A 22,093-nucleotide genomic window follows, 5' to 3' on the forward strand; every position below is an offset into this window, starting at 1 on the left:
GGGCCGCCAGCCTCTCTACGGGCTGGCAGAGGGCTGGTCTGAAGAGACATGGGCCTTACCGGACGATGCCGCGTTGCGGCGAAGTTTGTTCCAGGAAGGAAAGCATCATCTGCACGTCGGGGGCCGCTTCCGGGTGCTTCCCGGTCAATTCGGCAATGCGCGCGCGGGCCTGGTCCAGCGTGAGGTCGTCGCGGTACAGGGCCTTGTGCATGGCCTTGACGGCGGAAATACGGTCGGGCGAAAACCCCCGGCGCCGCAGTCCTTCAAAATTCATGGACCGCGCCTCGGCCGGTTGGCCCTGTGCCATGACAAAAGGCGGCAAATCGGCGAACAGCAGCGAGCACATGGCTGTGAAGCTGTGGGCACCGATTTTCACAAACTGGTGCGCGACGGTGAAGCCGCCCAGGATCACCCAGTCGTCCACATGCACATGCCCGCCCAGTTGGGTATTGTTGGCGAATATGGTGTTGTTGCCTACAACGCAATCATGCGCCAGGTGCACATAGGCCATGAGCCAGTTGTCGTCGCCCACGCGCGTCACACCGCTGTCGCCGGGCGAGCCGATGTTGAAGGTGCAGAACTCGCGGATGGTGTTGCGGTCGCCGATGATCAGCTCGCAGGGCTCGCCCGCGTACTTTTTGTCCTGCGGGATCGCGCCCAGCGAATTGAACTGGAAGATCCGGTTGTCGCGGCCTATGGTCGTGTGGCCTTCGATCACGCAGTGCGGGCCGACGGTGGTGCCGGCGCCGATTTTCACGTGCGGGCCGATGACGGTATAGGGCCCGACACTCACGGACTCATGGAGCTGGGCCTGCGGGTCAACCAGTGCGGTGGAATGTATAGCTGTCATGACAAACTCGAATGTTCAGCGAATAAGCAGGCCGAAAGCCGCATGGGCAGGCCCCCATTCACGCCGGGGCCGCGGGACTGGCTTCGCCAGACCGCAGGCGCAGCAGCCCCCTCGGGGGGCGGCGAATTATGCGAAGCGAAAAGCGTGGCGGCCATTCACGCAATGGTGCGCATGGTGCACATGAGTTCGGCCTCGCAGGCGATGGTGTCACCGACGCGCGTCACGCCCTTGAACTTGAAAATACCGGCCTTCATGCGGTCCAGCGTGACGTCCATGATCAGCTGGTCGCCGGGCTCGACCGGGCGCTTGAAGCGCGCGCCGTCTATGCCGGCGAAGTAATAAACCGTCTTGTCGTCGGGCGTTACGCCCAGGGTTTCAAAAGCCAGCAAGGCGGCGGCCTGCGCCATGGCTTCGAGCATCAGCACGCCGGGCATGACCGGGTGATGGGGAAAGTGCCCCATGAAAAACGGCTCGTTGATCGTGACGTTCTTCAGCGCCTTGATGCGTTTGCCTTTTTCAATTTCCAGTACCCGATCCACCAGCAGGATGGGGTAGCGGTGCGGCAGCTGCTTGAGAATTTGGTGGATATCCATCATGATTTTTCTTCAATGTGTCCTGAGTTCAGAATGGCTTTTTCAGCCTGCCGCAGGCGCTCGCGAAGCGTGTGGAGCTGCTTGAGCGTGGCGGCGTTTTTTTCCCAGACAGCATTGTCGTCGATGGGGAAGAGCCCGGTGTAATTTCCGGGCTTGAGGATGGAGCGCGTCACGACGGACGCCGCCGACACATGCACGTTGTCGGCAAGGCTCAGGTGGCCCAGCACGATGGCGCCGCCGCCCACGGTGCAGTGGGCGCCTATGGTGGCACTACCGGCAACGCCGGCACAGCCGGCCATGGCGGTGTGCTTGCCGACCCGCACGTTGTGGCCGATCTGGACGAGGTTATCGAGCTTGACGCCGTCTTCGAGCACCGTATCTTGCAACGCGCCGCGGTCTATGCAGGTATTGGCCCCGATCTCAACGTCGTCGCCGATCAGCACGCCGCCCAGTTGCTCGATCTTGACCCACTGTCCTTCATGCAGGGCAAAGCCGAAACCGTCGGCGCCTATCACCGCGCCCGGATGCACGATGCAGCGCGCGCCTATGCGGCAGCCGTCCGCCAGCGTAACGCGGGCCGACAGATGGGTACCGGCCCCTACCTGCGCATGCCGCCCGACGACGCAATGCTCGGCAATGCGCGCGCCCGCGGCTATGACAGCGCCCTCCCCTATGCAGGCGAAGGCCCCCACCGACACACCGGGCGCCAGCGTGGCGGACGGATCGATGAAGGCGCTGGGATGGATATGCGGCGCGGCCTGCGGCGAATGCCGCTGCTTCCACAATTGGGTGACCAGCGCAAAGGCGTGGTACGGGTCTTCCACCACGATGCAGGCACCGCGATTGACGGCGGCCTGCCGCGCGGCGGGCGCCACGATGACGCAGGCCGCGGCGGACTGCGCCAGCTTGGCCAGGTATTTGGGGTGACTGAGGAAGCTCAGGTCTGCGGGGCCGGCGGCCTCCAGGGTGGAGAGCCGCTCTATCTGCAGGCCAGGGTCGCCGATCAGTTCGGCGTTGACACCGGCGAGGAACTGAACGATGTCGGCGAGACGGAGTGTCACACTGCGCCTGCCGTTTTGACGATGGTGGTCGTGGTGAAGAACACCCCCGCCATCAACGGGCGGCGTTCAGCGCCTTGATCACCTTGTCGGTGATGTCGTGCTTGGGATTGACGTAAACCGATTCCTGCAGGATCAGGTCGTATTTTTCGGTTTCGGCCAGGGTTTTGACAACCTTGTTGGCACGCTCAATCACCTGCTGGAGTTCTTCATTCTTGCGGGTGTTCAGGTCTTCCTGGAACTCGCGGCGCTTGCGCTGGAAATCCCGGTCCTGGTCCACCAGCTGCTTTTGCCGCGTGGTTCGCTGGCTTTCCGGAAGCGTAGGGGCCTCGCGCTCGAACTTGTCGGACAGCGTCTTCAACTGCGTTGCCAGGTCATTCAGCTCTTTTTCACGTTTGCTGAATTCCTGCTCGAGCTTGGTCTGGGCCGCTTTGGCGGAGTTGGCCTCGCGGAAAATCCGGTCCAGATTGACGACGCCGACCTTGAAATCCTGCGCACTTGCGGAAAAACCCGCCAGTGCAATGGCAAGACCCAGGAAAATTTTGCTTGAAAGATGCTTCATTAGAAAGATGTACCAATTTGGAATTGCAACCGCTCTATTCTATCGCCTGGCTTTTTGCGCAGCGGGGTTGCAATCGCAATGCGCAAAGGTCCAACCGGGGAAATCCAGCTGATACCAACACCGGTTGATATCCGCAAGTCACTCATGCGGTATTGCTCTTTCTCGCCAAAAACGTTGCCGGCGTCGACAAAACCAAACATACGCAAGGTCCTGTCATTGCCCGCGCCTGGAAATGGAGCGACGAGTTCCGCGTTGAGCGTCAGCTTTTTCGGGCCGCCGATGGCCAGGTCGGAGGCATCGCGCGGACCCAGCGAACCCTGTTCAAACCCGCGCACAGAGCCGAGGCCGCCCGAGTAGTAGTTCTTGAACAACGGATAAGGCTGGCCGTTCAGGCCTTTGCCCCAGCCGAATTCACCGTTCAGGGCAATCGTGAACTGCTTGTTCAGGGGAATGTATTGCTGGATCTGGTAGTTGGCCCGCACGAATTTGATGTCGCCGGCGATGCCCCAGTCGCCGTACACGCGCTGGAAGCGGCCCGTGGTAGGCACCAGCGAACTGTCGCGGCTGTCGCGCGACCATCCGACCGTCAGGGGAATGGAACTGCTCTTGTAGCCGAACTGGTTCGCATAGTCCTGATAGCTGACGGGGAGGTTGGTGCCCGGGACGATCGTCAACTGTTCATAGCCGCTGCCGAAATAGACGGTATCGTTTTCGGTGAACGGAACCCCGAAACGGATGCTGGCGCCGCGGGTTTTCAGGCTGTAGTCGCCGCCCTGGCCCGACAGGGGCTGGGACGTGCGGTCATAGACGTCGATGGTGCGGGAAATACCGTCGGCCGTGAAATAAGGATCTATGGTGCTCAGCACCACCTGGCGGTTCGATTTGCTGGTATTGAGTTCGATGCCGAGGTAGTTGCCCGAACCGAATACGTTTTCCTGCTTGATGCCGAACAGCAGGGACACGCTGTCAGCGCTGGAATAACCCGCACCCAACTGCAGGTTGCCGGTGGGTTTCTCGATCACGGTCATCGTCACGTCGACCTGGTCGCTGGTGCCGGGGACTTCCTGCGTATCAACGTTCACTTCGGTGAAATAACCGAGGCGGTCCACACGGTCGCGCGACAGGCGGATTTTGTCGCCGTCGTACCAGGACGACTCAAACTGGCGGAACTCACGGCGCACGACTTCGTCGCGCGTGCGGTTGTTGCCCGCCACGTTCACGCGCCGGACATAGGCGCGGCGCGAAGGATCCGCCTGGAGCACAAAGGCGACACGGTTATTGCTTCGATCAATCTCGGGAACCGCATCGACGCGGGCAAAAGCAAACCCGAAGGTGCCGAAATAATCGGTGAAGGCCTTGGTGGTTTCGGCGACCTGGTCGGCGTTGTAAGGCTCGCCGGGCTCGATCTTGACCAGGGTCTTGAATTCTTCTTCCTTGTTCAGGTAGTTGCCTTCGAGCTTGACGCCCGACACCACAAAACGCTCGCCCTCGGTCACGTTGACGGTGATGGCGATGCTCTGTTTGTCGGGGGAAATGGCGACCTGGGTCGAGTCGATCTTGAATTCGAGGTAGCCGCGCGACAGGTAGTACGAGCGCAAGGTCTCGATGTCGGCATTGAGCTTGGTGCGCGAATAGCGGTCGGACTTGGTATACCAGCTGAGCCAGCCGCCGGTGTCCAGGTCAAACAGCCCCAGCAAGGTCGACTCGCTGAAGGCCTTGTTGCCCGTGATGTGGATTTCCTTGATTTTGGCGACGTCGCCTTCGACCACGCTGAAGGTCAGGTTGACGCGGTTTCGCTCAATCGGCGTGACGGTGGTGATCACCTCGACGCCGTACAGGCTCTTGTTGATGTACTGGCGCTTGAGTTCCTGCTCGGCCTTGTCGGCAAGCGCCTTGTCAAAGGGCTGGCCGTCGGCGATGCCGGCTTCGCGCAACGCTTTCTTCAGCACTTCCTTGTCGAATTCCTTGGTTCCGACGAAATCCACGTCGGCCACGGTGGGGCGTTCTTCAACGATCACGACCAGCACGTCGCCGCTGACTTCAAGCCTTACGTCCTTGAACAGCCCCAGGCCGAACAACGCGCGAATGGCTGTCGAGCCCTTGTCGTCGTTATAGGTTTCGCCGACACGAAAGGGAAGCGATGCAAAAATGGTTCCGGGCTCCACGCGCTGCAAACCTTCAACCCGAATGTCGCGCACCGTGAAAGGGTCAACGGCCCAGGCGGTGCTGGCTGCAAAAAGACCGGCGGCGATGGCGCAGACTGCGCGAACTTTGAAACGATTTATTTGTTTTTGCATGAAATGTATGGAATTAGCCCAAGAGCCGGGTGACATCGTTAAACAGGGCAACGCACATCATGCCCAGCAGGATCGCAACGCCACCGCGCTGTAACCGGTCCATCCAGGCGTCAGACACGCCGCGACCGGTGATCCCCTCCCAAAGATAATACATCAGGTGCCCCCCATCCAGAACCGGCAACGGCAGTAAATTCAGGACACCCAGGCTCACGCTGATCAGGGCCAAAAACACCAGGTAGGAACTCCAGCCCATGCTCGCGGATTTGCCCGCGTAATCAGCAATCGTGAGCGGGCCGCTGAGGTTCTTGAGCGACGCCTCGCCGATCACCATTTTTCCCATCATGCGCAGCGTCAGCACGGACACTTGCCAGGTGCGCACGGCGCCCTGCCACAGGCCGTCGACAAAGCCGTAGCGCACCGTGACGAGTTCCGCCGGCGCGCCCACATAGGCATCGATCCGGGGCACCATTGTTCCATTGGCGGTTTTGAGTTCAGGCGTCACCTGCAAGGCCAGGGGCTGGCCGGCGCGAATGACATGCCAGCTTTGCGGCACAACGGTTGCCGCACCCGCATTGGATGCCTGGGCCGATGCGCGTATGACTTCACGCAGATGCGGCCCGTCCACGATAGCGGTATTCCCTATACGCACCACCACATCGCCGGCACGCAGGCCGGATTTTTCGGCGGCGCCGCCGGCCATGACATCCCCTATCTCGGGACGGGTCCAAGGCCCGAGGATGCCGATTTTCCGGAACAGCTGGGCATCGGCCTCGGCGGCGCCCAGCGTGCTGAGCGCCAGCTGTACCGTTTTCCCCGCGCCCGCCGTATCGCCGCCCAGCACCAGCGTGAGGTCGCGGCCATCCAGTGCGCCCTGGGTGAGGCGCCAACGCAGGTCCTCAAAGGAGCGCACGGCCTGGGGTTCATCGCCTTCAAACGCCGCCTGCTCGACCGTCTCATGGCCGCGCAGCCCGGCTTTTTCGGCCAGAGAACCGACCACGGGACTGGCCAGCACGGCTTTGGGCTCCTGCAGGCCGCTCCAGTTGACGATGGCGTACAAAAGCACTGCCAGCAACAGGTTGGCGGCCGGGCCGGCCGCCACCACTGCGGCCCGGGCTTTCAGCGGCTGGGTGTTGAAAGCGAGGTGGCGCTCGGCCGGGTCCACGGGTGCCTCGCGCTCGTCCAGCATCTTGACGTAGCCGCCCAGGGGCAACATGCCGATGGAGAACTCGGTGGACTTGTTTTTGAGCCGCCAGGTGTAAATCGGCTTGCCGAAGCCGATGGAAAATTTCAGGACCTTGATGCCGCAGGCCACCGCCACGCGGTAGTGCCCGTATTCATGCACCGCAATCAGGATGCCCAGCGTCACGACGAAAGAAATCAGGGTCAGCATGTCAAGACTCCAGTTGTCCGGCAATTTGAAGGGCGACGCGTCTGGCCTGCCCGTCCAGCCCGAGCAGGCCTTCGATATCACTTACCTCTGAGAGCGCTACCGCCTCCAAAGTTGCGTGATTTACATGGTGAATATGGTCAAAACGAATGCGTTTCTCAAGAAAGGCGGCGACGGCGACTTCATTGGCCGCGTTGAGAACGGCCGTGCTGCCGACGGGGGCGCTCAGAACCTCCCACGCCAGCGGCAGCCCGGGAAAGCGCTCGTTGTCCGGGACTTCAAAGGTCATGGTGGCCAGCGACCTGAAATCCAGGGCTTTGGCGCCCGACACGACCCGGTCCGGCCATGCCAGGCCGTAGGCGATGGGAACGCGCATGTCGGGCGTGCCAAGTTGTGCCACCACCGAGGTATCACGGTACTGCACCATGGAATGAATGATGCTCTGGGGGTGGATCACCACCTCGATCTGCTCCGGCGCCAGGTCGAACAGGAACTTCGCTTCGATGACTTCCAGGGCCTTGTTCATCATGGTGGCGGAATCGACGGATATCTTGCGGCCCATCACCCAGTTGGGATGGGCGCAGGCTTCGTCGGGCGTGACATGGCGCAAGCTGGCAAGGTCGCGCGTGCGGAAGGGTCCGCCGGAGGCGGTCAGGATGATCTTTTCGACCCGCTCGCCCCAGGTCGCGGCGTCTTCGGGCAGGGACTGGAAAATGGCCGAATGCTCGCTGTCGATGGGCAGCAGCTTGGCGCCTCCGGCGCGTACCGCCTGCATGAATACCTCGCCGCCGACAACCAGGGCCTCCTTGTTGGCCAGCAGCAGGCGCTTTCCGGCGCGCGCCGCCGCCATGCAGGGCGGCAGGCCGGCCGCGCCCACGATGGCCGCCATCACGGTGTCCACCGATTCGTGCGACGCGATCATTTCGAGCGCATCCGGCGCCCACAACACCTGAACGGGAAGCTGGTGCGCCTTGACCTTGTCCGCCAGCACGCGGGCGTGCGGCTCGCTCGCCATCACTGCGTACTGCGGCTTGAACCGGACGCACTGCGCCAGCATCAGGTCGGTCTGCGTCGCCGCGCTGAGCGCGAACACTTCAAAACGGTCGGGATGGCGCGCGACCACGTCCAGCGTGTTGACGCCCACGGACCCCGTGGAGCCCAGAACGGTGATGCGCTGCTTGCTGAAGGACATGACGGGCCTAGAGCGAGACCAGCATCATGGCCAAGGGCAAGGTGGGCAGGAGCGCGTCGACACGGTCCAGCACCCCGCCATGGCCGGGCAGCAGGCCGCTGGAGTCTTTCACGCCGGCGCTGCGCTTGATCAGGGACTCGACCAGGTCGCCCACGACACTCATGGCGGCCAGGAAAATGACCGCCAGCAGCATGATGAGCAGGCCATGCTTCGCCGCCAGCCGGCTGTAAAGCGTCACCTCGCCCCAAAATCCGATACCCCCCGCAGCGCTGCCCGCATACACCCAGGCAAGCGACAGCACGACCACGCCGGCCATGCCGCCCCAGACGCCTTCCCAGCTTTTGCCCGGGCTGATCGAAGGCGCCAGCTTGCCCTTGCTGAACCGGCCGCCGAATGTACGCCCGGCAAAGTAGGCAAAAATGTCCGCCACCCAGACCAGCAGCAGCACGGACAGCAGGAAATTGACGCCGACGACACGCGCCTGCGCGACGGCCAGCCAGGCCAGCCACAGCGCGACCAGCCCCGCCACCAGCCGCAGCGCCTTTGGAATACGAGGCCAGCCGGCCACGCCATTGCGCAGCAGCCAGCCGCCGGCCAGCACCCACACCGCGCCGGCAGCCGCCCAGAGCACGGGCAAAGGTTTTTCAAGCAACCCGCCATACCAGGACAGCGCGCAGACCGCCACACAGGCAAGGCCAAGCCCCACCGAGGTGCCCTGCCCATAGCCATTGAGGCGTCCCCACTCCCAGGCACCCGCCGCGATCAGCAGCAAAGCCACGGCACAGAAAGGCTCGGGAGTTTTGTAAAAAAGTGCGGGCAGCAAGATGGCCAGCAGGACAATCGCCGTGATTACACGCTGTTTAAGCATCAAGCCGCCTTTGCATTGTGGTTGTTACCCTGGCCGCTGACCTGAGCCGAGGTCTGGCCAAAGCGCCGTTCGCGGGTGCGAAAAACGGCAATCGCCTCATCCAGCGCCACCTCGTCGAACTCGGGCCACAGCTTGTCGGAAAAATGCAGTTCCGAATACGCGGCCTGCCACAGCAGAAAGTTGCTGATGCGCAGTTCGCCGCCGGTGCGGATCAGTAGGTCCGGGTCCGGCACATGCGCCATCGCCATGGCGCGGTCCAGCGAGAGTTCGGTGATGGGCTCACCCTGGCTGGCCAGCTTTTGCGCCGCCTGGGCGATGTCCCAGCGGCCGCCGTAGTTGAAGCACACATTAAAAACCAGCCGGCTGTTGGCGGAAGTGTCGCGTTCGGCTTTCGCGAGCCCGGCCTGGACTTTCTCGGACAGCCGCTGGCGGTCGCCGATGAAATGCAGCTGCACGCCGTTGTCGTTCAAGCTGGGAACTTCCTTGGCCAGCGACAGAGCCAGCAACTCCATCAGGCCGGACACCTCTTCGGATGGGCGGTTCCAGTTTTCCGAAGAAAAAGCGAACACGGTCAGCACGCCTATTCCGCGCTCCAGGCACGCGCGCACGCAGCGACTCAGTGAATCAACGCCTTGCTTGTGGCCCGCGATGCGGGGCAGAAACCGTTTGGTCGCCCAGCGGCCGTTGCCGTCCATGACGATGGCAACGTGGCGCGGGACGGCGGTGGAACTTGTTGAGGCCATGTCAGCAGTCAGGCGCTGCCCTTAATGGGCGTGAGGCATCTGTCTTTTCAAGCAGGGGCCGCGGAACCGGCTTTGCCGGGTCGCAGGCGCAGCGGCCCCCTCGGGGGGCAGAGAGCTACGCGAAGCGAGCGAACGTGGGGGCAATCTAGACCGCCATGATGTCTTGTTCCTTGCCGGCGACCAATTTGTCAACTTCGGCAATGAAACGGTCGGTGAACTTCTGGATGTCGTCCTGCGAACGGCGCTCCTCGTCCTCGGACGCGAGCTTGTCCTTGACCAGCTTCTTGATGCCGTCATTGGCATCGCGGCGCAGGTTGCGGATGGCGACCTTGGCATGCTCGCCTTCGGCACGTACGACCTTGGTGAGTTCCTTGCGGCGCTCTTCGGTCATCGCCGGCATGGGAACGCGGATCAGGTCGCCCTGCGCCGCCGGGTTGAGCCCCAGGTCGGAATCGCGAATGGCTTTTTCAATCTTGGCGCCCATGCCTTTTTCCCAGGGCGACACGCTGATGGTCCGCGCATCGAGCAAGGACACATTGGCCACCTGGCTGATAGGCACCATGGAGCCGTAATAGTCCACATGGACCGTGTCGAGCAGCCCCGGGTTGGCGCGGCCCGTACGGATCTTGGTCAGGCCGTTCTTGAACGAGTCGATGGACTGCAGCATTTTTTGCTCTGCCAGCTGCTTGACTTCAACAATGCTCATGGTCGAATCTCCGGATTTTGATAGCGAAAAAAGCAAGCCGTGGAAGGCTCAAACGTGAACCAGCGTTCCCTCGTCTTCGCCCTGCACCACGCGCTTGAGCGCGCCGTGCTTGAAGATGCTGAACACCTTGATGGGCAGCTTCTGGTCGCGGCACAGCGCAAAGGCCGTGGCATCCATGACCTCGAGGTTTTTGCCCATGGCTTCATCAAACGTGATGTTGGTGTAGCGCGTGGCCTTCGGGTCTTTCTTGGGGTCCGCAGTGTACACACCGTCGACCTTGGTGGCCTTCAGCACGATCTCGGCGCCGATCTCCGCGCCGCGCAATGCGGCCGCCGTGTCGGTGGTGAAAAACGGATTGCCGGTGCCGGCCGCAAAGATGACGACCTTGCCCTCTTCGAGGTACTGCAACGCCTTGGGGCGGACGTAGGGCTCAACCACGCGTTCAATGCCGATGGCCGACATCACGCGGGCGATCAGCCCGGCCTTGTCCATGGTGTCGCCCAAAGCCAGGGCGTTCATCACGGTGGCCAGCATGCCCATGTAGTCGGCGGTGGCGCGGTCCATGCCGACCGAGCCGCCGGCCACGCCGCGGAAAATATTGCCGCCGCCGATGACGACTGCCACCTCCACACCCATGCGGGTGACTTCGGCGATTTCCTCGACCATGCGCACGATGGTGGCGCGGTTGATGCCGAAAGCGTCATCGCCCATCAGGGCCTCACCTGACAGTTTTAACAAGATTCGCTTGTAGGCTGGCATGTGAGAGGCTCCTGTTGGGGTTATGGATAAGTTTAGCGGCCTTCCGGCGGGGCGGGAAACGATCAGGCCGACTTGGCGGCAGCCACCTGGGCGGCAACCTCGGCGGCGAAATCGTCAACCTTCTTCTCGATGCCTTCGCCGACAACGTACAGCGTGAAGGACTTCACCGCGGTGCCCTTTTCCTTCAGCATCTGCTCGACGGTCTGCTTGTCGTTCTTGACGAAAGCCTGGTTGTGCAGGCTGACTTCCTTCAGGTACTTCTGCACGCCGCCTTCGATGCGCTTGGCAACGATTTCGGGCGACTGCACAGGCTTGCCTTCTGCGGTGGCCTTTGCGGCATCTTCAGCGGCCTTGGCGGCAGCCACGGAGCGCTCACGGGCGACGAGATCGGCAGGCACGTCGGCGCTGGACAGGGACACCGGCTTCATGGCGGCCACATGCATGGCGACGTCCTTGGCGGCGGCTTCGTCGCCGTCAAACTCGACGACCACGCCGATGCGCGTGCCGTGCAGGTAGGAAGCCAGTTTGCCGGTGGCGAAACGCTGGAAGCGGCGAACACTCATGTTCTCGCCGATCTTGCCGATCAGGCCCTTGCGCACGTCTTCCACCGTCGGGCCGAAGCCGTCCAGGGTGAGCGGCATGGCGCCGACCGCAGCCACGTCGGCCGGGTTATTTTTGACGATGCCTTCAGCGACGGCCTTGGTGAACGCCAGGAAGCTGTCGTTCTTGGTCACGAAGTCGGTTTCGCAGTTGATTTCAACCAGCGCGCCTATGCCGCCTTCGGTGTGGTACGCGATCACGCCTTCGGCGGTGATGCGGGAAGCGGCCTTGCCGGCCTTGTTACCCAGCTTGACGCGCAGGATTTCCTCGGCCTTTTCGAAGTTGCCTTCGGCTTCGGTGAGCGCTTTTTTGCACTCCATCATGGGGGCGTCGGTCTTGGCGCGCAGTTCAGCGACCATGCTTGCAGTAATTGCCATTTTTGATTCTCCGTTTGTCGTGTTGACAGGGATGGGCCGACAGGGCCGCTCCCTTCTTGATGCTCAAGTTGTGAAAAAGGGGCTACGCGAGCCCCTTTTTCGCGTCTAACGCAGCGCCATCGCTGGCGCGCTTAATCAGCCAGCGGCGTTTTCCACTTCTACAAATTCATCCGAGTTCTCGGTCGACACCGCCTTGACGACGTCGTTCACGGCGTTGGCGCGGCCTTCAATGATCGCGTCGGCGATGCCGCGGGCGTACAGCGCCACAGCCTTGGAGGAGTCGTCGTTGCCGGGAATCACGTAATCGATGCCGATTGGCGAGTGGTTGGAGTCCACCACACCGATCAGGGGGATGCCGAGCTTCTTGGCTTCCAGGATCGCGATTTTGTGGAAACCCACGTCGATCACGAAGATGGCGTCCGGCAGGGCGTTCATGTCCTGAATGCCGCCGATGTCTTTTTCAAGCTTTTCGATTTCGCGCTTGAAGGTGAGCTGTTCTTTTTTGCTGATGGAATCAAGGCCGGCTTCTTGCTGGGCTTTCATCTCTTTCAGGCGCTTGATCGAGGTCTTGACCGTCTTGAAGTTAGTCAGCATGCCGCCCAGCCAGCGCTGGTCAACGTAGGGAACGCCGGCGCGCTTGGCTTCGGTGGCGACGATTTCGCGGGCCTGGCGCTTGGTGCCCACCATCAGGATGGTGCCGCGGTTGGCGGACAGCTGCTTGGCGAACTTCATCGCCTCCTGGTACATCGGCAGCGATTTTTCCAGGTTAATGATGTGGATGCGGTTGCGATGACCAAAGATATAGGGGGCCATCTTCGGGTCCCAGAAGCGGGTTTGGTGTCCGAAATGAACGCCTGCTTCCAGCATTTCGCGCATAGTGGTCGACATAAAAGTACTCCAGAAGGTTGTGTCTAAAATCAGCGCTTATCGCCCCGGCGGTCTCTTCTAGAGAATTTCCGGGGCAACACCTTGGGTGGCTGATTTGCGATTTGCCTAGCGAACAACAAAATCGTCATTCACAAAGCCTGTCGAGTATAACATCCTCCCGCCCTCCTCTCTCGCCTCCTCTCGCACTCCTTCCCATCCTATGAGCCAGACACCTCCCACAGGCGACCTCCATGCCGTTCGCCAGGCACTCCAGGAGGGCCATCTGCAACCCCGGGACGTCCTGGCGCAAGCCGCCCATACCGCGCAAAGCCCGGTCTGCGAGCATGTTTTTATGCCCAATGCCGGCCCCGGCGACATGCCGGAAACGCTGAAAACGACTCCTCCCGGCGCTCTGGACCTTCCTTTGGGCGGAATTCCGGTGTCCATCAAGGATTTGTTCGACGTGGCCGGCCAGACCACATCGGCAGGCTCCACGGTGCTGGCACACGCTGCCGCAGCCCAGTCCGACTGCCCCGCGGTGGCTCGCCTGCGTGCAGCCGGCGCGGCGGTGGTGGGGCGTACCAATATGGTCGAATTCGCTTTTTCGGGGGTGGGGATCAACCCGCACTACGGCACACCCGCCAACCCGGCCGACCCCGACACGCCACGCATCCCGGGCGGTTCATCGTCGGGCGCGGCCGTATCGGTGGCGACCGGCGCGGCCCTGGTGGGCCTGGGTTCCGACACCGGCGGCTCGATACGCATTCCAGCGGCGCTCTGCGGCATCGTCGGCTTCAAGAGCACGGCACGCCTGGTGCCAACCACGGGCGCCCTGCCCCTTTCCACCAGCCTGGACACGGTGTGCGCCTTGACGCGCTCCGTGCGCGACGCCGTCACCGTGCATGAGGTGCTGGCGGCGCGCGAAGTCACGCTGACCGGCAAGCCGCTGTCCGGATACCGGCTGGCAGTAGCCGGCACGCTGATGCAGGACACGTTGAGCCGCACGGTCTCCCAGGCTTTTGAGCGCAGCCTGCAGGTCCTGCGGGACGCCGGAGCGAAGATCACGGAAATCCCGCTGGTGGAGATCGGCGACCTGGCCGCCATCAACGCCACCGGAGGCCTGTCGGCAGCTGAAAGCTACGTCTGGCATCGCAAGCTGATTGCCGAACACCAGGCCAGCTACGACCCGCGCGTCGCGCTGCGCATCCTGCGCGGCGCCAGCATGGGCGCGGCCGACTACATCGACCTGGTGGCGGCACGCAAGGCCTGGATCGCCCGCATGGAAACGCGCCTGGAAGGCTTTGACGCGGTGCTGTCGCCAACCGTGCCCCTGGTCGCGCCGCCGATTGCCAGCGTACTGAACGACGATGCCGAGTTTTTCAGAGTCAACAGCCTTTTGCTGCGCAACACGTCCGTGGTTAACATGCTCGACGGCTGCGCGATTTCCCTGCCCTGCCACACGCCCGGCCAGTTGCCCGTGGGCCTGATGCTCTGGCATGCGGCGATGCATGACGACACGGTGCTGGACCTGGCCCTGCAGGTGGAAGCCGCCCTGGCACGCTCGCTCCAATAACCACAGCAATTGCCTGCGCCTGGTTTGACAAGGCTTGCGGGCTGCCCCACTCCTAAAAACCCATGCACCATACGATCTCCCGCACCGAACGCCGCAGCGGCGCCCTCGCATGAGGATTGCCGTCATCGGCGCCGGCATCATCGGCATCACCACCGCCTACGAACTGGCCCTTGACGGCCATGAAGTCACCGTTTTCGAGCGCAGGGGCGCCGCGGCCGAGGAAACCAGCTTTGCCAACGCCGGCCTGGTCGCGCCCGGCTATGTCACGCCCTGGGCCGCGCCCGGCATGCCGGGCAAGGTGCTCAGCCACCTGTTCAGCCGCCATGCCCCCGTCAAGCTTGCCCTGCCGCTGTCGGGGAGCGAACTGGCCTGGATGTGGAAATGGTTTCGCGCCTGCAAGCTGGAAACCTACCTGGCCAACCGCGCGCGCATGCAGCGCCTGGCCTTCTACAGCCGGGAAAGGCTGCACCACCTGACGGCTGAGCTGGAACTCGAGTACGACGGCAGCCCCGGCTATATGGTGCTGTTGCGCTCCGAGCAAGACAGCAAATTGGTGCAACCCGGCCTGGCTGTGCTGCGCGAGGCGGGCGTGGCCTTCAAGGAAATCGGTCCCGAAGAGGTCCTGAAGCTCGAACCGGCGCTGAACACGGAAACCGCTTTCCTGGGCGCGGTGCACCTGCCCAATGACGAGGTGGCCAACTGCCGGCAATTTGCGCTGCTGCTGAAGAACGAGGCCCAGCGCATAGGCGTGAACTTTGAGTTCAACACCAGCGTGGCCCGGCTGGAGCCGTCACAACCCGCCAGCATTTTGCCGGCCAACGAAAACGCGCCGCGCAGCTTCGACCGCGTGGTCATGTGCGCGGGCGTGGCCTCGGCCCAACTCCTCAAGCCGCTGGGCCTGAAGATTCCCATGGCGGCCGTCTACGGCTACTCCATCAGCGCACCGATTCGCGAGCCCCTGAATGCGCCGCGCAGCGCGCTGATGGACGAGCACTACAAAGTAGCGATTTCACGCCTCGGCAACCGCGTGCGCGTGGCCGGCAGCGCGGAAATCGGCGGTTCGCTGGACAACAAACGCGCCGCTTCGCTGCAAACCCTCTACAAGGTTTTGCACGACTGGTTTCCCGGCGCCGCCCAGCTGGCCAACACCGGCTCCAGCGTGCAGGAATGGAAAGGCGCGCGGCCCATGCTGCCCGACGGGCCGCCCATCATCGGCGACAGCGGCATCGCCGGCCTCTGGCTCAACCTGGGCCACGGATCCAGCGGCTGGGCGCTCAGTTGCGGTAGTGCGCGGGCGCTGGCCGACCTGATGGCGGGCAGGAACGCGGACATCGACATGGAAGGCCTGGGCGTCGCTCGCCTGGCTTGAAACCAGGGCGCCGCACCCCTGAGAAAACGCCATCCTCGCGGCGCACAATCAGGCCATGCGAAAAATCTCCAGCACCCACAGCGAGCCGCTTTACGGCGTGGCCGCCACCCGCGACATTGAGCGGCAAGCCGCCGCCGGACTGCCGCCGCACACGCTGATGCAGCGCGCCGGCCTCTCGGTCGCGCGCCTGGCACTGGCACTGGCGCCGCACGCACGGCACATCTGGATCGCCTGCGGGCCCGGCAACAACGGCGGCGACGGCTTCGAAGCCGCCATGCACCTGCACCACTGGGGCAAAACCGTGTCCCTGACCTGGACCGGCCTGCCGTCCGGCAACGCCAGCCAGCCACCGGACGCCCAAGCCTCGCGCGAACGCGCCCTGGCCGCGGGTGTGCCCATGGCCACCCAGCCCCCCGAAGACTTCGATTTCTGCGTGGACGCGTTGCTCGGTATTGGCGGCACGCTGGACCCGGCCCGCCCCGGCACGCCCTTGATGCTGGAATGGCTGGAACGCATGCAGGCGAACGGCACGCCGCGGCTGGCGGTGGACCTGCCGACCGGCCTTGACGCGGACACGGGAGCTTTCGCCGCCGGGCTCGCCGCCGCCACCAATACTTTTACCTTGAGCCTTCTGACGCTGAAGCCGGGACTGTTCACCGCGAGCGGGCGCGACCACACGGGACAAGTATGGTTTGACGACCTCGGCACAGCAGTTGCACGGGCGGGGGCGCCAGCGCCGCAGGCCTGGCTGCTGGGCGCAGACCGGGCCAGGCAAACGGCGAAGCATGCCACCGCGCATGCCAGCCACAAGGGCAGCTTCGGCGACGTGGCGGTGCTGGGCGGGGAGTCCACCGCCCACAGCCATATGGCCGGCGCCGCACTGCTGGCCTCGCGTGCCGCGCTGCACGCCGGCGCGGGCCGGGTGTTTGTGGCCCTGCTCGGCAGCCCCGCACTGGCCGTGGACCCGCAGCAACCCGAGTTGATGTTCCGCGCGCCCGAGGCACTGGACCTGGCGCAGCAGGTGGTGGTGTGCGGCTGTGGCGGCGGCGATGCGGTGCGCCTTGTGTTGCACAAGGTGTTGTCGGCGGCGCCCCGCCTGGTGCTGGACGCGGATGCGCTCAACGCCATCGCCGCGGACACGCAATTGCAGACCCAGCTCGCGGCCCGCCACCACCGCGGCTACGCAACCGTGCTGACGCCCCACCCGCTGGAAGCGGCCCGGCTGGCCGGGAGCAACGCCAGGGAAGTGCAGGCCGACCGGCTCGCGTCAGCGCGGCAGCTGGCGGAGCGGTTTCAGTGCGTCGTGGTGCTCAAGGGCTCGGGGACCGTGATCGCCGCGCCAGCCCGGCCCAGCGCCATCAACAGCAGCGGCAACGCCTTGCTGGCCACCGCGGGCACCGGCGACGTGCTGGCAGGCATGCTGGGGGCTGCCATGGCCGGTGGCATGGAAGCTTTTGAGGCGGCCTGCAGCGCCGTGTTTGCGCACGGCCGCATCGCCGATGTCTGGCCGGCCGGCGGACAGGCACTGACCGCGTCGGCGCTGGCCAGTTCCTAGACGAGGATCATCAGGGCGATCTGCAGCAGCACGATCAGCACCAGCGCCGAGAGGTCGACGCCGCCCACGGCCGGGATCACCCGGCGAAGCGGCGCCAGCAGGGGCTCGGTCAGGCGGCCCAGCAAGGCATAGGCCGGCGAGCCGGGCTGCACCCACGAGAGGATGGCAAAACCCAGCACCAGAATGAACAGGGTCTGCAGCGCCACGCGCACCAGCATCTTCAGCGCGAAGGACAGCAGCGTCAGCAGCACCACGGGCGCCAGCTCCAGCGCCCCCATCAGCACGCCGAACAGCAAGGCCCACAGCAGCGCATAGATCAGCGCCAGCACCACAGCGGCAATCACGCTGGCCCAGTCCACCCGCGACTGCGCCAGCGACCTGGGCAGCATGCGGCGCAAGGGCTTGACCAGCCAGTCGGTCACCGCCATCACAAACCGGCCCGGCTGGGCGCTCATGTTGACGCGGACCCAGTTCATCCACGCGCGCAGCAGCGCCGCGGCGATCAGCAGGAAGAAAAGGGTTTCCAGGAGAAACGCCAGGATACGGATCAGCATGCGCGGCCTGCCCTGCGTGAGAAAGAATGGGTAAAACAGTTCATGGGTATTCCTAGCGGCGCGGTTTCTTGCCCTGTTTGCGTCCGGGATTGCCAGCGGCTTTTTTGACCGCCGCCTTCAGCGCCTGGATGGGCGACTTGGGCGTGCGCTCGCTGCCGGTACTGCCGGTGCTGCGGCCCGCACTGCTGCTGTCGCGGCCGCCCGAGCGGGTTTCCGTACGCTTGCCGGCCGTCTTTTTGCCGGCTTTGCCGGTCCGGGCTTCGCCGGGGTGGCGCGCGGCGCCGCGCTCCTGCGCCGGCAGTTCAGCGGCATGGCCGCCGGTTTTGTCCTTCATGGCGCGCCCGACAAGGTCCTGGCCCTCGTTCACCAGGCGGAAGTCGATCTTTCGGCCGTCCAGGTCCACCCGGCTGACCTGCACCCTGACGCGCGTGCCGATGGCGTAGCGGATGCCGGTTCGCTCGCCGCGCAGCTCCTGGCGGGCTTCGTCGAAGCGGAAGTATTCGCCGCCCAGCTCGGTGATGTGCACCAGGCCTTCAACGTACATCGCGTCCAGCGTGACAAAGATGCCGAAGCCCGTGGCCGCCGTGACGACGCCGCCGAACTCCTCGCCGAGGTGCTCGCGCATGTATTTGCACTTGAGCCAGGCCTCGACATCGCGGCTGGCCTCATCGGCGCGGCGTTCGTTGGCGCTGCAATGCAGGCCGGCCGCCTGCCAGGCGAGCTCGTCGGCGCTGGCTTTTTTGGGTTTCTGTGTCGGCTCCTTCACGCGCGAGGCCAGCCGCTTGGACAGCTTGGCCTCGGCCTCGCCCGGTGTGGGCAGGGTCGGCAACTGGTACTTGGCCTTGTTCAGCACCGCCTTGATGACGCGGTGCACCAGCAGGTCGGGATAGCGCCGGATCGGGCTGGTGAAGTGGGTGTAGGCCTCATAGGCCAGGCCGAAGTGGCCGCTGTTCATGGGCGTGTAAATCGCCTGCTGCATGGAGCGCAGCAGCATCGAATGGATTTGCTGCGCGTCCGGCCTGTCCTTGGTGGCCAGCGCAATCTTCTGGAACTCGCCGGGTTCCGGGTCGTCGCTGATGGTCATGCCGACGCCGGCCGCCTTCAGGTAGTTGCGCAGCATGTCCTTCTTCTCGGGCGTCGGGCCTTCATGCACGCGGTACAGGCCCACGTGCTTGCTTTGCGAAATAAAATCGGCCGAGCAGACATTGGCCGCCAGCATGGCTTCCTCGATCAGGCGGTGCGCCACGTTGCGGGTGCGGGGCACGATTTTTTCAATCCGGCCGGCTTCGTCGCAGACGATTTGTGTTTCGGTGGTTTCAAAATCCACGGCACCGCGCTCGCCACGCTCCTTGAGCAGCGCCTGGTAGACGTCATGCAGGTCGAGCAGGTGCGGCACCAGCGCCTTGCGCTGCGCCGCTTCGGGGCCGCGTGTGTTGGCCAGGATGGCGGCGACCTCGGTGTAGGTGAAACGCGCCTGGCTGAACATCACCGCCGGGTAGAACTGGTAGGCGTGAACTTCGCCCTTGGCATTGACCAGCATGTCGCAGACCATGCACAGGCGCTCGACATTGGGGTTGAGCGAGCACAGGCCGTTGGAGAGCTTTTCCGGCAGCATGGGGATCACGCGGCGCGGGAAGTACACGCTGGTGGCGCGGTCGTAGGCGTCGATGTCGATGGCGCTGCCGGTTTCCACATAGTGGCTCACGTCGGCAATCGCCACCAGCAGGCGCCAGCCCTTGCCACGGCCGACCTTGGCCGGCTCGCAATAAACGGCATCGTCAAAGTCGCGGGCGTCTTCGCCGTCGATGGTGACCAGCGGCACGTCGGTCAGGTCGACGCGGTGCTTTTTGTCGGCCGGCCGCACGGCGTCCGGCAGGGAGCGGGCCAGGGCCAGCGCCTCGTCACTGAATTCATGCGGCACGCCGTATTTGCGCACGGCGATTTCGATTTCCATGCCGGGGTCGTCGATCTCGCCCAGCACTTCCTTGACGCGGCCCACAGGCTGGCCGAACAGCGCCGGCGGCTCGGTGAGCTGCACCACCACCACCTGGCCGGCCTTGGCCGTGCCGGTGGCGCCTTTGGGAATCAGAACGTCCTGGCCGTAGCGCTTGTCTTCGGGCGCGACCAGCCAGACGCCGCTTTCCTGCAGCAGGCGGCCAATGATGGGATTGGCAGAGCGCTCGAGGATCTCTGTCACGCGGCCCTCGGGCCGGTTTTTGCGGTCGTGCCGCACGATGCGCGCCTTGACGCGGTCCTTGTGCAGCACCGCGCGCATTTCGTTGGGCGGCAGGTAAATATCCGCTTCGCCGTCGTCGCGCAATACGAAACCATGGCCGTCGCGGTGGCCGGAAACGGTGCCCTCGAATTCAGCGAGTAAACCGGAAGAATGGGCGGACGAGCCGCCCGCATGGGAATGAGTTGTTTTGATAAAAAGTCTCTTTTTGTTGGGGGCTGCTGGTTTTGAGTATGCAGCCGAAATATTTCAGGAAAATTTGCGGGCCTTGGCCTGAGAATACGTTCAAGTAATGGTACACTGCTAGCTGTGCCCGGGTGGCGGAATTGGTAGACGCGCACGGTTCAGGTCCGTGTATCGCAAGATGTGGAGATTCGAGTTCTCTCCCGGGCACCAGATACACCAAACAGCTTTGCCAGACTCTGAAACGAGCTCTGGAATAAAGCAAGATTAAAGCCACTGTGACCCAGTGGCTTTTTTTGTGGCCGGACCCCTTCTTCAGGTCCGGCTTTTCGTCCGCGGTCTTAATCAAACAGGTACGGCAATCAGGTCATGGCCCTGGGTTCCGACGATGCGGGCCCGGGTGAATTCACCGACTTTCAGCGTCTTGCTGATTTTCTCGGGCGGCAGCAGCTTGACCACACCGTCGATCTCGGGCGCATCCGCATAAGAACGCCCGGTGCCGCCCTTTCGGCCCATCGCGGGAGCCGAATCCACCAGCACCTGCATGGTCGCGCCTATGCGCTGCTGCAGCTTCTGGCTTGAAACCGCCTCGGCCACTGCCATGAAACGGGCACGCCGCTCTTCACGCAATTCCATCGGCAGCATGCCCGGAATGTCGTTGGCCGTGGCGCCTTCCACGGCGCTGTAGGCAAAGCAGCCCGCGCGGTCGATTTTGGCCTCGCGCATGAAATCGAGCAGGTGCTCGAACTCCGCTTCTGTCTCGCCGGGAAAACCAGCGATAAAGGTGCTGCGGATCACGATCTCGGGGCAGATCTCGCGCCAGCGCGCAATGCGCTCGAGGTTTTTCTCGCCGCTGGCCGGCCGCTTCATGCGCTTGAGCACGTCCGGGTGGCTGTGCTGCAGCGGCACGTCCAGGTACGGCAACACCTTGCCGGTGGCCATCAGCGGCAGCACCTCATCCACACTTGGGTATGGGTAGACGTAATGCAAGCGCACCCAGGCCCCGTAGGGCTCGGCGATTTCGCCCAGCGTCTGCACCAGTTCCAGCATGCGCGTCTTGACGGGTTTGCCGTCCCAGAAGCCGGTGCGGTATTTGACGTCCACGCCGTAGGCCGAGGTGTCCTGGCTGATCACCAGCAGTTCCTTCACGCCGCCCTCAAACAGTGCGCGCGCCTCGTTGAGCACGTCGCCGATGGGGCGCGACACCAGGTCGCCGCGCATGGAGGGGATGATGCAGAAGGTGCAGCGGTGGTTGCAGCCTTCGCTGATCTTCAGGTAGGCGTAATGCCGGGGCGTGAGCTTGATGCCGGCAATACCGAAGGCGTTGGGCACCAGGTCCACGAAGGGATCGTGCGGCTTGGGCAGGTTCAGGTGCACCGCATCCATGACTTCCTGCGTGGCGTGCGGGCCGGTCACGGCCAGCACGCTGGGGTGCATCTGGCGCACCAGGTTGCCGCCGCCCTCCCCCGCCTTGGCGCCCAGGCAACCGGTCACGATGACCCGGCCGTTTTCGGCCAGCGCCTCACCGATGGTGTCCAGGCTTTCCCTGACCGCATCGTCGATGAAGCCGCAGGTATTGACGATGACCAGGTCCGCGCCCTCAAAGGTTTTGGAGGTCTGGTAGCCCTCGGCGCTCAATTGCGTGAGGATCAGCTCGGAATCGGTCAGGGCTTTCGGGCAGCCCAGGCTGACAAAACCGACGCGGGGCGCGGCTTTGGGAGTGGCGGGTGCGGGTGGGGAAATAACTTCGCTCATGGGGTCTATTGT

The 22,093-nt window shown here is 63.7% G+C and carries 19 protein-coding genes and 1 tRNA gene; 4 read left to right on the forward strand and 16 right to left on the reverse strand.

Annotated features, from left to right (window positions below; all coding sequences use genetic code 11):
• Positions 1-55: 55 nt before the first annotated feature.
• From lpxA to rpsB, 13 genes are all read right to left on the reverse strand, one after another.
• Positions 56-850 (reverse strand): acyl-ACP--UDP-N-acetylglucosamine O-acyltransferase, encoded by a 795-nt coding sequence (gene lpxA / locus ACLV74_RS02045; RefSeq protein WP_411877699.1) that lies wholly within the window; start codon positions 848-850, stop codon positions 56-58.
• A gap of 155 nt (positions 851-1,005) precedes the next feature.
• Complete coding sequence (gene fabZ / locus ACLV74_RS02050) at positions 1,006-1,446, reverse strand: 3-hydroxyacyl-ACP dehydratase FabZ (RefSeq protein WP_411877700.1); 441 nt, start codon at positions 1,444-1,446, stop codon at positions 1,006-1,008.
• On the reverse strand, positions 1,443-2,504 hold the full coding sequence (lpxD, locus tag ACLV74_RS02055; RefSeq protein WP_411877701.1) for a UDP-3-O-(3-hydroxymyristoyl)glucosamine N-acyltransferase: 1,062 nt from the start codon (positions 2,502-2,504) through the stop codon (positions 1,443-1,445). The genes fabZ and lpxD overlap by 4 nt, the downstream gene beginning before the upstream one ends.
• Positions 2,505-2,556: 52 nt before the next feature.
• Positions 2,557-3,063, reverse strand: a complete 507-nt coding sequence (locus ACLV74_RS02060; protein WP_411877702.1) for an OmpH family outer membrane protein — start codon at positions 3,061-3,063, stop codon at positions 2,557-2,559.
• Complete coding sequence (gene bamA / locus ACLV74_RS02065) at positions 3,063-5,360, reverse strand: outer membrane protein assembly factor BamA (RefSeq protein ID WP_411877703.1); 2,298 nt, start codon at positions 5,358-5,360, stop codon at positions 3,063-3,065. Before bamA ends, ACLV74_RS02060 begins: the two co-directional genes overlap by 1 nt.
• 13 nt (positions 5,361-5,373) lie before the next feature.
• A complete protein-coding gene (rseP, locus tag ACLV74_RS02070; protein ID WP_411877704.1) occupies positions 5,374-6,750 on the reverse strand; it encodes an RIP metalloprotease RseP in 1,377 nt (458 codons plus the stop codon).
• Between the two features lies 1 nt (position 6,751).
• Positions 6,752-7,939 carry a 1-deoxy-D-xylulose-5-phosphate reductoisomerase gene (ispC, locus tag ACLV74_RS02075; protein ID WP_411877705.1) on the reverse strand — a complete coding sequence of 396 codons (1,188 nt, stop codon included), beginning with the start codon at positions 7,937-7,939 and terminating at the stop codon, positions 6,752-6,754.
• A 7-nt stretch (positions 7,940-7,946) separates the two neighbouring features.
• Entirely contained in the window at positions 7,947-8,807 is an 861-nt protein-coding gene (locus tag ACLV74_RS02080; RefSeq protein WP_411877706.1) for a phosphatidate cytidylyltransferase, read from the reverse strand.
• A complete protein-coding gene (gene uppS, locus ACLV74_RS02085; protein WP_411877707.1) occupies positions 8,807-9,550 on the reverse strand; it encodes a polyprenyl diphosphate synthase in 744 nt (247 codons plus the stop codon). Before uppS ends, ACLV74_RS02080 begins: the two co-directional genes overlap by 1 nt.
• A 145-nt stretch (positions 9,551-9,695) precedes the next feature.
• The gene (gene frr, locus ACLV74_RS02090; protein WP_411877708.1) at positions 9,696-10,256 is read right to left on the reverse strand and encodes a ribosome recycling factor; all 561 of its coding nucleotides are present in this window, start codon (positions 10,254-10,256) and stop codon (positions 9,696-9,698) included.
• Positions 10,257-10,304: 48 nt separating this feature from the next.
• Positions 10,305-11,015 carry a UMP kinase gene (pyrH, locus tag ACLV74_RS02095; protein ID WP_036838012.1) on the reverse strand — a complete coding sequence of 237 codons (711 nt, stop codon included), beginning with the start codon at positions 11,013-11,015 and terminating at the stop codon, positions 10,305-10,307.
• A 62-nt stretch (positions 11,016-11,077) separates the two neighbouring features.
• The gene (tsf, locus tag ACLV74_RS02100) at positions 11,078-11,992 is read right to left on the reverse strand and encodes a translation elongation factor Ts (protein ID WP_411877709.1); all 915 of its coding nucleotides are present in this window, start codon (positions 11,990-11,992) and stop codon (positions 11,078-11,080) included.
• A 135-nt stretch (positions 11,993-12,127) separates the two neighbouring features.
• A complete protein-coding gene (gene rpsB, locus ACLV74_RS02105) occupies positions 12,128-12,880 on the reverse strand; it encodes a 30S ribosomal protein S2 (RefSeq protein WP_411877710.1) in 753 nt (250 codons plus the stop codon).
• A gap of 199 nt (positions 12,881-13,079) precedes the next feature.
• Here rpsB and ACLV74_RS02110 point away from each other — a divergent pair, with 199 nt between their 5' ends.
• The 3 genes from ACLV74_RS02110 (at position 13,080) to ACLV74_RS02120 (ending at position 17,356) form a co-directional block, all read left to right on the forward strand.
• Positions 13,080-14,432: an amidase gene (locus ACLV74_RS02110; protein ID WP_411877711.1), complete on the forward strand. Its 1,353-nt coding sequence runs from the start codon at positions 13,080-13,082 to the stop codon at positions 14,430-14,432.
• Between the two features lie 109 nt (positions 14,433-14,541).
• The gene (locus ACLV74_RS02115) at positions 14,542-15,801 is read left to right on the forward strand and encodes a D-amino acid dehydrogenase (RefSeq protein WP_411877712.1); all 1,260 of its coding nucleotides are present in this window, start codon (positions 14,542-14,544) and stop codon (positions 15,799-15,801) included.
• A 55-nt stretch (positions 15,802-15,856) separates the two neighbouring features.
• On the forward strand, positions 15,857-17,356 hold the full coding sequence (locus tag ACLV74_RS02120) for an NAD(P)H-hydrate dehydratase (RefSeq protein ID WP_411877713.1): 1,500 nt from the start codon (positions 15,857-15,859) through the stop codon (positions 17,354-17,356).
• Here the strand turns inward: ACLV74_RS02120 and ACLV74_RS02125 are convergent.
• Entirely contained in the window at positions 17,353-17,910 is a 558-nt protein-coding gene (locus tag ACLV74_RS02125; RefSeq protein ID WP_411877714.1) for a YggT family protein, read from the reverse strand. The two genes, ACLV74_RS02120 and ACLV74_RS02125, sit on opposite strands and share 4 nt — an antisense overlap.
• A gap of 52 nt (positions 17,911-17,962) precedes the next feature.
• Positions 17,963-20,338: a ribonuclease R gene (rnr, locus tag ACLV74_RS02130; protein ID WP_411877791.1), complete on the reverse strand. Its 2,376-nt coding sequence runs from the start codon at positions 20,336-20,338 to the stop codon at positions 17,963-17,965.
• 116 nt (positions 20,339-20,454) lie between these two features.
• Between rnr and ACLV74_RS02135 the strand changes: the two genes are divergently transcribed.
• A tRNA-Leu gene (locus ACLV74_RS02135) sits at positions 20,455-20,539 on the forward strand.
• Between the two features lie 132 nt (positions 20,540-20,671).
• Here ACLV74_RS02135 and rimO read toward each other — a convergent pair.
• The gene (rimO, locus tag ACLV74_RS02140; protein ID WP_411877715.1) at positions 20,672-22,081 is read right to left on the reverse strand and encodes a 30S ribosomal protein S12 methylthiotransferase RimO; all 1,410 of its coding nucleotides are present in this window, start codon (positions 22,079-22,081) and stop codon (positions 20,672-20,674) included.
• Between the last annotated feature and the right edge of the window lie 12 nt (positions 22,082-22,093).

The sequence above is a fragment of the Polaromonas sp. YR568 genome, from assembly GCF_943369415.1.
In the GTDB taxonomy this organism is placed as follows: Bacteria; Pseudomonadota; Gammaproteobacteria; order Burkholderiales; family Burkholderiaceae_C; genus Polaromonas.